Source organism: Oceanotoga sp. (assembly GCF_030445905.1).
GTDB classification, from domain to species: Bacteria; Thermotogota; Thermotogae; order Petrotogales; family Petrotogaceae; genus Oceanotoga; species Oceanotoga teriensis.
Genome location: NZ_JASUSU010000026.1, coordinates 1 through 14,842, shown reverse-complemented (window position 1 = coordinate 14,842; position 14,842 = coordinate 1). Strand labels below are relative to the sequence as shown.

Here is a 14,842-nt window from a genome sequence, read left to right as displayed (position 1 = left end):
CCTTCAAAGGGAGTTATTTTATAATAAAGTGTTTATATTTAAACCTATTCCAAACTCAGAAGAAAGACCAGAGTTTTTAAAATTTTTCATCAATTCATAAATAATCTTTTCATTTTCAAGTTTCTCAATTTTTTCTGGATCTTTTTCTATCAAGATCTTATTTTCAATATCTTTTATTTTTAATTCAGTTTCATCATTTCCAATATTTAATCTATTATCTTCTTTATCTTCTTGAAAATTAGACTCTTTTTTCATTTCATCAGACACCATATAACCATCTATATTTTGAATATCTTCAGAATCTTTTTTATATAATATTACGGCTTTAGACTTTCCACCAACTGCAGCAAGAAAAGCTCCTCTTTTTTCAAAAATTATATCTATATCAGAATAAATGACTACACCATTTTGAGAAGCTGCATTGTTTTTAAACTGAGCAATATTTCTTGCTTCATGAGAAGCAACTCTCATTATACTTGTAGATGCTGGTGAAGATAAAGAAAGACCTCTTTCACCTGGATCAACTTTATATCCTATCTGAGGGTTTGAATCATAACTCTTTAAAGAATTTATCATAATAATCACCTCAGATAAATTATACTATATTTTTTTAAAAAATTTAAATATCAAACTTCAATTTTCTCTACAACTTGACATTTTTTATTCTTTTTTGCCGACATCAACATAGTTATACCTGTATAAAATACTATTCCAACAACAAGCCATTGAACAATATCAAGAGGCAATTCTTTTACTATTAAAGCAGCTATTAAAACACCTACTCCTCCAGCTAATCCCATAGCAAGAGTTGCTTTTCTATTTATTGCTTCTTCTTTTATAAATTTGACTGAAGCTGGTGGCATTAAAAATGCACATGAACCCATCATTATAGGGAAAGCAACTTTAGGAGACATTCCTAAAAAATAAACAAGTGCCATACAAGGAGCAAAAAGACCTACTCCCACTGTCATCAATGCTCCAAGTATAAAATTAACTACTCCAGCAATTACAAGCTTCATTCCACTTATCCCTATTGCACTTCCACCTGATGGCATCCAACCAACTTTTCCTGCAATCATTATAAAGCCAGTTGCAAAAAGAGCAAAACCCATGACAATTTGTATAGTTCTTTCTTCTAATTTCGAAACAATTCCAGCACCGATTATAGCCCCAAAAGTAGCAGTAGCAAGCATTACTACAAGAGTGATAGGTTCGACATCTATTACCTTGATAAAAATTATCGATTCGATTAAAACCGCAATAGCATTAGCCGCATTCATAGAACCCGGTATATGTTTATCTTTTGTTTGTTTTGTAAATTTCAATAAAGCAGTTTGAGGTGCAAAAGCTCCTATTCCCAAAGCATCTATAAAATTAACAAAAAAACCTATAATACCCGTTTTTATCCAAGAGGTTTCAGATTCAAGTTTTGTCTTATTTTTCACAACATCTCTTATTAAATAAAATGTATATGAAATAAGCATTATAATCAATAAAATCCAAATTATTTGAACCATATAAAATACAACTCCTTTGTTTTAATTTTATCTTAATTTAAAAAACAAATTTAAATGGTAAAATTCTATACACACACATACACATACACACACTTTTTATGGGACTCCCTCTTTCGAGGGGCCCTTTTATTTTTTATTTAGACATATTTCTTGATTTATCGGTACAAGCTTTCATAGCTTCTATAACAGAAGTTCTAAAACCTTTTTCTTCTAATTTAGCAACAGCTTCTATAGTGGTACCACCTGGAGAACAAACCATATCTTTTAATTTAGCTGGATGTTCCCCTGTCTCAAGAACCATTTTAGCTGCTCCCAAAACAGTTTGAGCTGCCATTTTATAAGCTTTATCTCTTGGTAATCCCTGCAAAACCGCTCCATCTGCAAGAGCTTCTATAAACATATAAACATAAGCTGGAGATGATCCACTTACAGCAGTAACTGCATCCATCAAATATTCAGGAACTATCTCAGACTTTCCAAAGCTATTAAATATATCTATTATAAAATTCAATTCTTTTTCTTCAACAAGTTTGTTCGGACAAATAGCAGCCATTCCTTCACCAACTAAAGATGGTGTATTTGGCATAACTTTTATCACTTTTAACTCTTTATCAAAAAGCTCTTCTACCCTTTTAATACTTTGACCTGCAGCAATAGCAACTATTATCACATCATTTTTGATATTTTCTTTAATTTGTTTTATTACAATTTCATATAAATTAGGTTTAACAGATAAAAACAAAATATCTGATTGTAAAGATGTTTTAAGATTATCTACAGTTGTTATAACTTTGAATTTTTGATTTACAAATTCAAGAATTTCTTCATTCAAATCTGAAACAATTATATTTTCAGGTTCAATTATTTTTGATTTTATTATTCCACCAATCATAGCTTGAGCCATATTGCCTCCACCTATAAAACCAATTTTTTTCATAAAAACCCTCCCAATCATCAACAAAAACTTTGTTCTGTTCTCTCTATAATTTCATTCTGCAAAGCTCTATCGAGATTATTAAAATAATCACTATAACCTGCAACACGTACTATGAGATCATTATATTCTTCTGGTTTTTTCTGCGCATCTAAAAGTATTTGTTTATCTATAACATTAAATTGAATATGATGACCATCCATTCTGAAATAAGTTCTTACAAGATATGCAAGATTATCTAATCCATTTTCACCTTCTATAACAGATGGTGTAAATTTTTGATTCAACAAAGTTCCGCCAGTTTTCAAATGATCCATTTTTGCAGCCGATTTAACCACTGCTGTTGGACCATTCCTATCTGCCCCTTTTGAAGGAGAAATTCCATCGGTAAGCGGAAGTTTAGCCTTTCTTCCATCTGGTGTAGCTCCTATTACAGATCCAAAATAAACATGGCATGTAGTTGGTAACATATTTATTCTAAATTGTCCACCTTTTATATTAGGTCTACCATTAACTTCTTCACAATAAGCATTAAAAATATCTCTCATCAAATCATCCGCTGCATCATCATCATTACCATACTTTGGAGATTTTTCTTTAACTAAATGTAAAATATCTTCATATCCTTCAAAATTTTCTTTTATTGCCATCAAAAGTTCTTTCATACTGATATTTTTCTTATCAAAAATTTGTGTTTTCATAGCAGCAAAACAATCTGTTATAGTCCCGATTCCAACACCTTGAATATATGAAACATTATATCTTGCACCACCAGCATTATAATCTTTTCCTTTCTTTATACAATCATCTATTATTACAGATAAAAAAGGAACTGGCATTTTTTCTGCATAAAGTTTTTCTATTATTCTATTACCAATCATCTTTATATTTATAAAATGATGAAGTTGATCTTTATAGGCATTAAACAATTGATCATAACTTTTAAAATCTTCTGGATTACCAGTCTCAATGCCTATTCTCTTATTAGTATTTGGATCTATTCCATTGTTTAAAGTTATTTCAAGTATTTTTGGTAAATTCATATATCCAGTTAGTATATATGCTTCTTTACCAAAAGCTCCAGTTTCAACACATCCACTCGTACCGCCACATCTTGCATCTTCAATACTTTTACCAGCATTAAGCATTTCTTGAATTATTGCATCGGCATTAAAAAATGAAGGTTGCCCCCATCCTTTTCTTGAAATCTCTAAAGCTCTTTTCAAAAACTTCTGTGGTGTTTTTTTACTTATTTGAACATTAGAGCTTGGTTGTAAAAGTTTCATTTCATCTATCACATCTAAAACTAAATAACTAACTTCATTAACTCCATCAGAGCCATCTGCTTTTACTCCGCCAGAATTTATATTCGCAAAATCAGTATAAGTACCACTCTCTTTTAATGTAACACCAACTTTTGGTGGTGCTGGTTGATTATTAAATTTAACCCAAAAACATTGTAAAAATTCTTCTGCTTTCTCTCTACTTAGAGAACCTTCTTCAATCTCTTTTTTATAAAAAGGATAAAGATGTTGATCCAATCTTCCAGGATTAAAAGAATCCCATGGGTTTAATTCAGATATAACACAAAGATGCACAAACCAATACATCTGTAAAGCTTCTCTAAAAGTTCTTGGAGCATTAGCTGGAACATGCGAACAAATCTCTGATATCTCCAATAATTCTTTTTTTCTCTTTTCATCATTTTCTTTTTCTGCCAATTTTTTAGCATATTTGCTATATCTTTCACCTAAAATCATTATTGCATCACATGCTATACTCATAGCTTTCAATTGTTCTCTTTTATTTAAAGCTTCATCATCATTTAAAAAATCGAGTTCTTTTATAGAGGCTTCTATATCATCTTTAAATTGTAGAAAACCCTTCTTATAAATTTTGCCATCGGCTACTGTATGTCCTGGACCTCTTTGTTCCATAAATTCTGTAAAAATACCCGCTGCATAACATTCTTTCCATTCTTCAGTAACATTTTCAAGAATGAGATGTCTCATAGATCTTTTTTCCCAATAAGGAATTATCACATCTTTTTGAAACTGCATATCTTCTTTTTTCACTTTAAAAGATATTTTCTCTCTTTTATCCATAATCTCCATATCCTCAATAGTATGACAGCATAATTCTGGATATGTTGGAGTTGCAGCTGGAGCTTCACCTCTTTCACCAACTATAAGTTCTCCATCATTAATACATAATTCTTTATTACTCATTATTTCTTTAAGAACTAAAGCTCTTAAAACAGGTATAGATACAGACCCTTCAAACTTCTTATAAACTTCATCAACAATCTTAGCTCTCTCCATTGAAATACGAGGAATAGCCTTCAAACTTTCTTCTCTGAGTTTTCTTACTCTCTCAGTTATCATTCAAAATCAACCTCCTATTTTAACTTTTATTCCAGAATCTTCAAACATCTTCTTTATCTCAAGTATTCTTTCATCAGAAGGACTTTCAAGTTCTTCCATATATGTTTTCATATTCAATCTTCTATACTTATCTTTGCCCATCTTATGATAAGGTAAAATATTAAGTTGTGAAAATTTTATATTTTTTAAAAATTCTATACAATTCATAATATTTTTATCATAATCATTTATATTATGAATTAAAGGCATTCTTATATAAATCTCTTTTCCAAAACTCGATAATTTTTTCAAGTTTTCAAAAATCAAATCATTTGAAACACCCATATATTTTAAATGCTTGTCTTCATCCATATGTTTTAAATCGTATAAAAAAAGATCTACATAATCTATTATTTTTTCAAAATTATCCCATGGAGCATATCCAGAAGTATCTATAGCAACATGAATATCTCTACTTTTACATTTTTTCAAAATTTCTAATAAAAAATCAGGATGCATTAAAGGTTCTCCACCAGAAAAAGTTATTCCACCAGAAGATTCTTCATAAAACATTTCATCTTTTATTATCTGATCAAAAACCTCTGTAGTAGACATATTTTCTCCAACAATTTCTCTTGCATTATTAACACAAAAATCAACACAATTGCCACATAAAACACATCTTTCATCTGTAATAGCTAATCCATTAATAATTGAAATTGCATCATTAGGACACCTCTTCACACATTTACCACAACCAACACATCTTTCATCGTAAAATAGAAGTTCTCTTCCAAAATTTTGACTTTCTGGATTATGACACCACCAACATTTAAGTGGGCACCCCTTTAAAAATACTGTTGTACGTATACCAGGGCCATCATGAATAGAATATTTTTGTATATTTATAACTTTAGCTTGAAACATACGATCACTCCTAAAAACTTTAATCATTCACAAAATTTATGTCCATTGGGTGTATTTACAAATATAAAACTAACTTTTTTATTTGTATTATTAGTCCAATTATGTGGAATATTAGAAGAATAATGAGCACTGTCTCCTGGAAAAAGATCATATTCTTTATCCCCAACAAATAAAGTTACAATTCCTTCTAAAACATATAAAAATTCTTCTCCATCATGAGAATAAGTTTTTATATTCTCATTTTTCTTTTTAGGTAAAAGTTCAATATATCTTGTCAACATACACTTATCTTTAACATTCTTTGTAAGATGATAATGTATTATAAAAGAACTATCTACTTGATATACTTCTTTTTCATAACTTCTTATAACCACATCATCTTCATCTTTAGAAATATCTTCTTGAAAAAAATAAGATAATTTTACATCTAATACCTTAGAAATTTTTTCAAGAGAATCTATAGCTATAGTAGTAAGTCCTCTTTCAAATTGTGATAAAAATCCAGTAGAAAGATCTGTTTTTTCACTCAATTCCTTCAAAGTCATATTTTTTTTACTTCTCAGTTTTTTAACTTTATTACCTATATCATCTATCATAAAATTCCCTCCTATTTTCTTAATATTATAATTATACATTAATAAGAGTGAATTTTATTTTTTAAAATGAAAATAAAATTCATACATAAATAATAATTTCATTATAATGAATATATAAAAATCTTTAATATGGCAATTAAACTTGTGAAAAAAATATTTATCATCCAAATTCATTATAACGTGGTATTTAAACATTTACAAATTTTAAAATACTCAATTTTAATCATTTTCACTCATATGAAAATGATTAAATTGTTTTTTCTTAAAAATACCAATAATTTCATGAATATGAAATTATATTCATTTATCAAAAAAATTAAAAATGTTATTTTAAAAAATAATCTTAATAAGTTATAATTTAATAAAAAGATGAATGGAAGTGTTAAAAATGGAAATCTTAAAATTATTCAAACCCCTTTTTGATAATATAATGTACATAGTATTAATAATAGTTTTTATAACTAAATTAAAGAGTTTTAAAAAAATGGTTATAAAAGATAAATTTGAAATTAAAGATAAAATTTTTCTTGGAATATTTTTTGGGTTATTTGGAATTCTTGGAACATATATGGGAACAAATGTAAACGGTGCAATTGCAAATACAAGAAATGTTGGAGTTATAGTTGGGGGAATATTAGGAGGACCTACAGTTGGTTTAATAGCTGGAATAATTGCAAGTAGTCACAGATTTTTAATAGATATTGGAGGAATAACTACTTTTCCATGTTCCATAACAACATTATTCAGTGGCTTAATTTCCGGATTAGCATATAAATACTTAAACGTAAAAAAAAGATGGATATATGGACTAATAATGGGTTTTATAGCTGAATCTATAAGTATGTTATTAATATTAACTTATTCAAAACCCTTCAACTTAGCCTTAGAAATAGTTAAAAGTATTTTCCTACCAATGCCTATAATTGTAGGTGTTGGTGTAGGTATAGTATTATTGATATTAGAAAATTTATTCAAACAAAAAGATGAAATGCAAGCAAAACAAGCTCAATTAGCGTTAAAAATTGCAAATAAAACATTACCTTATTTTAGAGAAATGAATGAACATTCTATAAAAAAAGCCTGTGAAATAATAAAAAATGAAGTAAACGCAGCAGCTGTATCCTTTACAGATAAAGAAAAAATACTTGCTCATGTAGGATTAGGATCAGATCATCATATAGCCGGTTCTAAGTTCATAACTCAAGCAACATTTCAAGCTATAAAAAATAAAGAAATAAAAGTTTTAAACACTAAAAATGAAATAGGCTGTAAATATAAAGATTGTCCTTTAAAATCAGCTATAGTTGTTCCATTAATACAAAATAAATCAATAATAGGATCTTTAAAAATATATTTTTCAAAAGAAAATGCAATTACTTTAAGAGATTTATTTCTTGCAGAAGGATTATCTCAATTAATCTCTACTCAAATAGAAATAAGCAATATAGAAAAATATCAAAGAATAGCTGACAAATCAGAGTTAAAAGCTCTTCAAGCTCAAATAAACCCACATTTCTTATTTAATGCATTAAATACTATAATTTCTTTTATAAGAATAGACCCTGATAAAGCAAGAAAATTAATAATAGATCTTTCAACTTATTTAAGATATAATCTTGAAATAGAAAAAGATTTTGTAAATATAAGAAAAGAAATAGAACATGTAAAGGCATATTTTGAAATAGAAAAAGCAAGATACGGTGATAAAATACAGCTTGAAATAATTTTGGATGAAAACATAAATTTTGATCTACCTTCTTTAACAATACAACCATTAGTAGAAAATTCTATAAAACATGGTATTTTAGAAGGAACAGGAAATGGTAAAATAACCTTAAAAATAAAGAATATAAAAAATTACTTTCTAATCGAAGTAACAGATAATGGCAAAGGTATAGATGAAGAAATAATAAAAAAAGTATATAATAATACTTTAAAAAATAGCATTGGACTTTTAAACGTTCATAATAGATTAAAATTACTTTATGGTGAAGGACTTAAAATTTCAAATCGAAACAAAGGAACTAAGATAACTTTTAAAATAAAGGGAGAGGAAGAAAAAAATGAACTGTATTATAGTTGAAGATGAATATCCTTCAAGAGAAGAATTAAAATACTTCATAAATAAATATAGTCAAATAATTATTTCAAAAGAATTTGATAATGCTATAGATGCATTAAAATTTCTTGAATCCAATACAATAGATATAATATTTTTAGATATAAATATGCCTGGATTAGATGGAATGTCATTTGCAAAAATAATCAAAAAATTTGAAGACACTATAAAAATAGTTTTCACAACAGCTTATCCTGAACATGCAATAGATGCATTTGAAATTGAAGCTTTCGACTATATTTTAAAACCTTTTTCAGAAGAAAGAATCATTTCTACTTTAAAAAAACTTGAAAAATCTTGTGATGAATCAAAAAAATGCTGTAACAAAATTGCTTTAAAACGTGATGAAAAGATACTATTAATAGATATAAAAGATATATTTTTTTGCGAAGCAATGGAAAGAGATACTTTAGTGTATACTAAAAAAAATGAATACATTATAAATATGGGTATAAGTGATTTTTTAGAATATTTAAATGATAACAATTTCATAAGAACTCATAGATCTTATATAATAAATATAAATAAAGTAAAAGAAATAATACCTTGGTCAAATAACACTTATAACATCAAATTTGAAGGAATAGAACAAGAAGCGCCAGTTAGTAGAAGTTATATAAAAGAATTCAAAAATAAATTAAATATAAAATAAAAAAACTCATGTCAAATATTATACCTCTTATTACAAAAAAACTACCCTTTAAGAAAAGACGAAAGACTTCTTCCTAAATATAAATTAAAATTATATTGGGATTTTAATTTAAAGGAGGGAGTTTTTATGATAACTTTCTTGGTTTCTATAGGTCTTTTAATTTTAGGTTATTTTACATATGGTAAAGTAGTTGAAAAGATTTTTGGAATAGAAGAAAACAGAAAAACACCTGCAATAGAACTTGAAGATGGTGTTGATTATGTTCCTATGAAAGGTTGGAAAATTTTTCTAATACAATTTTTAAACATAGCCGGTCTTGGCCCAATATTTGGAGCAATAGCTGGTGCATTATGGGGACCTATTGCATATTTGTGGATAATATTAGGAAGTATATTTGCTGGTGGAGTTCATGACTTTTTTTCCGGAATGCTTTCTGTTAGGCATGCGGGAGCAAGTGCTTCAGAAATAGTAGGCACATATTTAGGAAATACAATAAAACAAATAATGAGAGTATTCACCGTAGTTCTATTAATTCTTGTTGGAGTTGTTTTTGTAACAGGTCCTGCAGGACTTTTGAACAATCTCACAAACTGGAGTACCAATATGTGGGTAATAGCAATTATACTTTATTATCTTTTTGCAACAGTACTTCCAGTGGACAAAATAATAGGAAAAGTTTATCCTATTTTTGGACTTTCATTGATGATAATGGCAATTGGAATTGGATTTAACTTAATATTTAAAGGTTATAATATGCCAGAAATGACATTCTCTAACTTACATCCAGCCTCAACACCTATTTTTCCTTTTCTTTTTATTACAATAGCCTGTGGAGCAATATCTGGATTTCATGCAACTCAATCTCCAATGATGGCAAGATGTTTAACAAATGAAAGACAAGGAAGAAAAATTTTTTATGGTGCAATGATAGCTGAAGGTATAATTGCAATGGTTTGGGCAGCAGCTGCAATGTCATTTTACAATGGCACAAATGGGTTATCAGAAGTATTGGCCAATGGTGGTCCAGCAGTAGTTGTAAATGAAATTTCAAATACTTTAATGGGAAAAATAGGTGGAATACTTGCAGTATTAGGAGTAATCGCAGCACCTATAACTTCTGGAGATACTGCTTTTAGAAGTGCGAGACTAACAATAGCTGATTCTTTTAAATTAAATCAAAGAAAACCTTTAAATAGATACTTAATAGCAATACCTCTATTCATAGTTGGATTTGCTTTAACTAAAATAAATTTTTCAATAATATGGAGATATTTCTCATGGTCAAATCAAACACTCGCAATGATAGTGTTATGGGCAGCAGCGGCATATCTTGCATTCAATAAAAAAAATCATTGGATAACAACCATACCAGCAATATTTATGACAGCTGTAACAGTTTCTTATATATTACAAGCTCCAGAAGGATTTAAATTGAACTCTTTGTTCTCAAACATAGTTGGAATAATAATTGCCATAGTATTTTTCATATTATTCATATCAAGAATTAAAAAAACAAAAATAGAACCATTAACAGATGAAATATAAAAACAAGGTCAATCAATTATGATTGACCTTGTTTTTTTATAAATATATTATATAATTTTAAAAATAATTTTTTTATATTATCAATAGCTTTTTCATTATTTGAAACATCATTACACATCAAACATATTAAATAAGGATCTTCATCCTCAAAAATTCCAACATCGTGCTCTACACCTAATAGATTGTTTAAATCATCATAAGGAATTTCACCAGTTTTATGAGAAAACTTTCCAATAAAAAAATCTGGAATTTTATTATTTATTTTCTGTTTAAAAAGAATCTCAACTATCCTCTCATCAGAATTACCATTAAGATTCTTAAAATATATCAATTCAAAAAAACGTTCTATATCAAGCATACAAGTCATATTATCTATATCATTCTTTCTACTATCAAAATCAAGCATCTTTCTTTTCAATACAGTGGAATTAAATCCTTTTCTTATTATATATTCATTTATTTTATCCATGCCAAGAGCAGTTATAAGCTTATTTGTAGACTCATTATTACTTTCAGAAAGCATCAGTTCAAAATCTCTTTCAAAAATACTCAAAGATCTCTCTGATTCAAGTTTCTCAAGATAATAACCTGCAATAAATAGTTTTATCAAACTTGCAGAAGGCATTATATCATTTATATTACCATAAGCCATCTGTATAGATCTATTATTTAAATTTTTGAAAGATATATAATATTTTTCATTATTATTAGAATTTATCATAATTTTATTAGTTTCTTAGGAAGTTTAAAATTGTATTTATCCTTAAGAAACTGCGTAAACTCCTCATCACTAAAAGTAGAAAAAGATCTATATTTATACTGCCCTTTTAAATAATTCAGAAAATTCTCTTCATTAGAAAGTGTTTTATGATAATCATCTGACAACTTTGCAACAGGATATCCATTCGATTCACTTATCTTTATAACATGATTTATAGGTTCAACATCTCCTGTAAGAGCTGTTCCAATACCAAAGCTCATTTTAAGATAATCTTTAAAATAAGAATGAAGAGTTATTGCCTTATCCATATTTAAACTATCTGAAAATACCATAGTTTTTGTTTTTGGATCTATACCATTTTTCAAAAGACTGGCATACATAAGCCAACCCCATCTTATAGGATCTGAGGAATCATGTCTAAACCCATCTGCAACCTTAAGATAAAGAAGTTTTGAATCTTCTAAAAAAGATAAAGTTCCAAATGTATCCGTCAATAAAGTCCCAAAAAGTCCTTCCCAAGATATTAGCCAATCATGCAAAACCTGTTTCTGAACATTTCTAACAGCTATATCAGAACCTTGAGTTGCCATAAACATTTCATGTGCCATAGTTCCTATTGGCTTTAAATCATATTTCATAGCTAAATAAACATTACTCGTACCAACAAAATTTTCTGGTACTTCTTCAGCTTGCATTCTTATAGTTTCTTCAAGAATTTCTGGAGAAAAAGCTCTTCTCGTTCCAAAATCTGCATATTTAAAAGTTTCATCATTATATTTTTTTACTTTTTCTATACTAATTTTAAGTTTTTTTATAACTTCATTTTCTGCCGATTTATAATCTTTATTATATTTATTCTGATAATACAAATCATTAACTATGAGCATCAAGTATATCTCTAAAAAAGTTACATCTGACCATAAACCTTCAAATTCAAGTTCAAGATTTCCATCTTTTCCTATATCAAGTTTTGTTATATTATTTTTATTAAACCTCAAATTAGAAATTCTTTGCAAAAAACTTTTATCATAAAAATTATAATCAAAAGATGTCTTTAAATTCTTCAAATAATCATACTCTTCATTACTGAGTCTAAGATCTTCAAGCATCTCTATTTGTTTTTTTAATTCTGGTAAAATAGGTTCATAATCTATCCCTTTACTTCTCGTATAATGCTTCCACTTAGTTATTATATTTGGATAACATTTATAAATAACCTTCAACATATTAAACTTATAAAAATCCACATACGTTATATTCTTAATAATAGATTCATTCATAAAAAATCTCCTCTTCTTAATAAAATAAGAATCAAAAAAACTCCTGTATATACACAATACATCAATTATATTTATAATAATTCAAATTATTGTAAAAGTTATATTTAAATATAAAAAGCCATCCTCTTGGATGGCTAAATATCTTATTTTAAGGTTTCATTATATAAATATAATCATAATAATTGATCTTTTTTTTCTCTATTTTAACACTATTCAACCTCTTAAAAATCTGTTTAAATCCATATTTATCATAAAAATTTATATTACACATAGAGTCTGTATAAAGATAAATATACTTAACATTATTATTTTTACAATAATTTTTAAAATCATTCATAAGTTTTCTACCTATTCCCAATCCTCTGAAAGAAGGATCTACTATAAAAAGTGTTACTTCTGTATCAAAAAATTCATTATTTTTCTTCTCAAAAACTATTTTTTTATCCTTTTTTAAAAATCTAAAAAGTTTAAAAAAATTAACTTTATTCTTCAAAAGAATATTTAAACCCATAAAAAAATTTTTAAAATTTCCTTTAAAATAATCAAAAAATTTAAAATTTTTATTGATTCTACCAAAAATTATGCCAGCAAATTTTCCATCGACAAGTATCATTTTAGAATAATCCGAAAGATTATAATTATATTTAACATAACAATAAGATAAATAATCTTTAGGATAAAAACCTTTTCCAAAATCATTATTTATATGCCACGTATCTTCCACAATTTTAGAAAGTTCGGAAATATAACTCAATTCAAAATCTTGGATCTCAAACCGATGCATGATCCCACTCCTTTGATTTTTTAATATAAAATTAAATCACATCAAAAGTTTAACCATACGACCATCTCCTATTTTTAACAAAAACTACTAAAAATCATAATCTAAATGAAGTGATAATTCAGATAATGGAACAGAAACTTCTAAATAATCTTTATAAAAATCATCGAAAAGTTTAAAATAAAAAATAATATTATCATCTTTAAAATAAAATTCTATATTATTTGTTTTTAAATCATCTATTCCAAACTGTTCATACATTCTGTTTAAAATTATTTTTCTAACGATTAAATCATCTTTTATAAAATTAGAATAATTGATAACCTTTCCAGTTTTAAACATATCAAAATTGACAGAATCTAAAATTTCAACATATTTTTTATTCTTTAATCTTCCTTTTCCCCTAAACACAACACTTAAAATGTTTCTATTTCTTTTATTTATTTCAAAATATATATTCATATTTGAATAAAAAAGATCATCAGAATATTTACTAATCAAAAACTCAAAACTTTGATTCACATTATTTTGAATCAATTTTTTTTCATATCCCCGAATAATAGGATATTCTATGTAAAAATTCTTATATTCATACACTTTTTTGTCTATCAAATAATTAGAATCACTATCAGATCTATAAAAAAAAGATGTTAATAATACAGGAATTATAAAATAAAGAATAAAATATGGTTTCATATATCCCCCAATTAAATTCATTTCTTATTTTAATAATATTTTAAACCATTATTCTTAAAAATAGATAAAAAATAAAAGAATATTAAATGTTATAATATGTTTAGGAGGTGAAATAATGAAAAAACTAATAGTATTTTTAGCAGATGGTTTTGAAGAAATAGAAGCTTTAACCATAGTTGATGTTTTAAGAAGAGCCGGAGTAGAAACAGACATATGTTCAATAAAAAATAAAGAAGTTATTGGAGCTCATAATATAAAAATAATAGCAGATAAAACCTTAGATGAAATAAACGAAAATGACTATTCCTCATTATACTTACCCGGAGGCATGCCTGGAGCAGAAAACCTAAAAAACAATGAAAAATTAATAAATATAATAAAAAAATTTGATAAAGAAAACAAAAAAATATTTGCAATATGTGCTGCCCCAATAGTACTCTCAAAAGCAAATGTACTAAAAAAAGAAGCCACATCATACCCATCATTCAAAGAACAGATAAAAATTGAAAATTATTCAGAAAAACCCTTTGTAATAGATGAAAATATAGGTACTTCAAGAGGTCCTGCCACCGCTTTAGAATTTTCTTTTCAAATATTAAAAGAACTAGGTTTTTCAAAAGAAGCCGAAGAATTAAAAATAAGCATGCTCTATAATTATTTTATAAATCAAAAAAACTCTGAGAAATAATAAACTCTCAGAGTTTTTCAAAC

Annotated in this window: 14 protein-coding genes; 4 read left to right on the top strand and 10 right to left on the bottom strand. The window is 27.0% G+C overall.

All coding sequences use genetic code 11. The features are described from left to right. Window positions 1-18: 18 nt before the first annotated feature. The 6 genes from PWP28_RS08580 to PWP28_RS08555 form a co-directional block, all read right to left on the bottom strand. Window positions 19-576 carry a hypothetical protein gene (locus tag PWP28_RS08580; RefSeq protein WP_109604724.1) on the bottom strand — a complete coding sequence of 186 codons (558 nt, stop codon included), beginning with the start codon at window positions 574-576 and terminating at the stop codon, window positions 19-21. Window positions 577-626: 50 nt separating this feature from the next. Continuing rightward, window positions 627-1,517 carry a sulfite exporter TauE/SafE family protein gene (locus tag PWP28_RS08575; protein WP_109604725.1) on the bottom strand — a complete coding sequence of 297 codons (891 nt, stop codon included), beginning with the start codon at window positions 1,515-1,517 and terminating at the stop codon, window positions 627-629. A 133-nt stretch (window positions 1,518-1,650) separates the two neighbouring features. Then, a complete protein-coding gene (gene proC, locus PWP28_RS08570) occupies window positions 1,651-2,454 on the bottom strand; it encodes a pyrroline-5-carboxylate reductase (RefSeq protein ID WP_109604726.1) in 804 nt (267 codons plus the stop codon). A gap of 17 nt (window positions 2,455-2,471) precedes the next feature. Then, window positions 2,472-4,835, bottom strand: coding sequence for a trans-4-hydroxy-L-proline dehydratase (gene hypD, locus PWP28_RS08565; RefSeq protein WP_308644578.1), 2,364 nt, complete (start codon window positions 4,833-4,835; stop codon window positions 2,472-2,474). 6 nt (window positions 4,836-4,841) lie between these two features. Further along, window positions 4,842-5,741, bottom strand: coding sequence for a trans-4-hydroxy-L-proline dehydratase activase (locus PWP28_RS08560; protein WP_308644577.1), 900 nt, complete (start codon window positions 5,739-5,741; stop codon window positions 4,842-4,844). 23 nt (window positions 5,742-5,764) lie between these two features. Continuing rightward, window positions 5,765-6,337, bottom strand: a complete 573-nt coding sequence (locus PWP28_RS08555; protein WP_109604729.1) for a helix-turn-helix domain-containing protein — start codon at window positions 6,335-6,337, stop codon at window positions 5,765-5,767. A 388-nt stretch (window positions 6,338-6,725) separates the two neighbouring features. Here PWP28_RS08555 and PWP28_RS08550 point away from each other — a divergent pair, with 388 nt between their 5' ends. The 3 genes from PWP28_RS08550 to PWP28_RS08540 all read left to right on the top strand — a co-directional run bounded on the left by PWP28_RS08550 (window position 6,726) and on the right by PWP28_RS08540 (window position 10,653). Next, window positions 6,726-8,420, top strand: a complete 1,695-nt coding sequence (locus tag PWP28_RS08550) for a LytS/YhcK type 5TM receptor domain-containing protein (RefSeq protein WP_308644576.1) — start codon at window positions 6,726-6,728, stop codon at window positions 8,418-8,420. Next, window positions 8,401-9,108, top strand: a complete 708-nt coding sequence (locus tag PWP28_RS08545; protein WP_109604730.1) for a LytTR family DNA-binding domain-containing protein — start codon at window positions 8,401-8,403, stop codon at window positions 9,106-9,108. Before PWP28_RS08550 ends, PWP28_RS08545 begins: the two co-directional genes overlap by 20 nt. Before the next feature lie 126 nt (window positions 9,109-9,234). Further along, complete coding sequence (locus PWP28_RS08540; protein WP_109604731.1) at window positions 9,235-10,653, top strand: carbon starvation protein A; 1,419 nt, start codon at window positions 9,235-9,237, stop codon at window positions 10,651-10,653. 16 nt (window positions 10,654-10,669) lie between these two features. Here the strand turns inward: PWP28_RS08540 and PWP28_RS08535 are convergent, their stop codons facing one another. From PWP28_RS08535 to PWP28_RS08520, 4 genes are all read right to left on the bottom strand, one after another. Continuing rightward, the gene (locus tag PWP28_RS08535) at window positions 10,670-11,374 is read right to left on the bottom strand and encodes a serine hydrolase (protein ID WP_109604732.1); all 705 of its coding nucleotides are present in this window, start codon (window positions 11,372-11,374) and stop codon (window positions 10,670-10,672) included. After that, window positions 11,371-12,654, bottom strand: a complete 1,284-nt coding sequence (pncB, locus tag PWP28_RS08530; RefSeq protein WP_109604733.1) for a nicotinate phosphoribosyltransferase — start codon at window positions 12,652-12,654, stop codon at window positions 11,371-11,373. The genes PWP28_RS08535 and pncB overlap by 4 nt, the downstream gene beginning before the upstream one ends. Before the next feature lie 148 nt (window positions 12,655-12,802). After that, window positions 12,803-13,438, bottom strand: coding sequence for an N-acetyltransferase (locus PWP28_RS08525; RefSeq protein ID WP_109604734.1), 636 nt, complete (start codon window positions 13,436-13,438; stop codon window positions 12,803-12,805). An 87-nt stretch (window positions 13,439-13,525) separates the two neighbouring features. Next, window positions 13,526-14,131: a hypothetical protein gene (locus tag PWP28_RS08520; protein WP_308644575.1), complete on the bottom strand. Its 606-nt coding sequence runs from the start codon at window positions 14,129-14,131 to the stop codon at window positions 13,526-13,528. A 115-nt stretch (window positions 14,132-14,246) separates the two neighbouring features. Here PWP28_RS08520 and PWP28_RS08515 point away from each other — a divergent pair, with 115 nt between their 5' ends. Continuing rightward, window positions 14,247-14,819: a DJ-1 family glyoxalase III gene (locus PWP28_RS08515; RefSeq protein ID WP_109604736.1), complete on the top strand. Its 573-nt coding sequence runs from the start codon at window positions 14,247-14,249 to the stop codon at window positions 14,817-14,819. The last annotated feature ends 23 nt before the right edge of the window (window positions 14,820-14,842 follow it).

Coding starts and splice junctions, on each gene's coding strand:
- PWP28_RS08555 (WP_109604729.1), bottom strand. CDS start 6,337: ATGATAGATGATATAGGTAATAAAGTTAAAAAACTGAGAAGTAAAAAA.
- PWP28_RS08525 (WP_109604734.1), bottom strand. CDS start 13,438: ATGCATCGGTTTGAGATCCAAGATTTTGAATTGAGTTATATTTCCGAA.
- PWP28_RS08560 (WP_308644577.1), bottom strand. CDS start 5,741: ATGTTTCAAGCTAAAGTTATAAATATACAAAAATATTCTATTCATGAT.
- PWP28_RS08575 (WP_109604725.1), bottom strand. CDS start 1,517: ATGGTTCAAATAATTTGGATTTTATTGATTATAATGCTTATTTCATAT.
- PWP28_RS08515 (WP_109604736.1), top strand. CDS start 14,247: ATGAAAAAACTAATAGTATTTTTAGCAGATGGTTTTGAAGAAATAGAA.
- pncB (WP_109604733.1), bottom strand. CDS start 12,654: ATGAATGAATCTATTATTAAGAATATAACGTATGTGGATTTTTATAAG.
- PWP28_RS08520 (WP_308644575.1), bottom strand. CDS start 14,131: ATGAAACCATATTTTATTCTTTATTTTATAATTCCTGTATTATTAACA.
- proC (WP_109604726.1), bottom strand. CDS start 2,454: ATGAAAAAAATTGGTTTTATAGGTGGAGGCAATATGGCTCAAGCTATG.
- PWP28_RS08545 (WP_109604730.1), top strand. CDS start 8,401: ATGAACTGTATTATAGTTGAAGATGAATATCCTTCAAGAGAAGAATTA.
- PWP28_RS08550 (WP_308644576.1), top strand. CDS start 6,726: ATGGAAATCTTAAAATTATTCAAACCCCTTTTTGATAATATAATGTAC.
- PWP28_RS08535 (WP_109604732.1), bottom strand. CDS start 11,374: ATGATAAATTCTAATAATAATGAAAAATATTATATATCTTTCAAAAAT.
- PWP28_RS08540 (WP_109604731.1), top strand. CDS start 9,235: ATGATAACTTTCTTGGTTTCTATAGGTCTTTTAATTTTAGGTTATTTT.
- hypD (WP_308644578.1), bottom strand. CDS start 4,835: ATGATAACTGAGAGAGTAAGAAAACTCAGAGAAGAAAGTTTGAAGGCT.
- PWP28_RS08580 (WP_109604724.1), bottom strand. CDS start 576: ATGATAAATTCTTTAAAGAGTTATGATTCAAACCCTCAGATAGGATAT.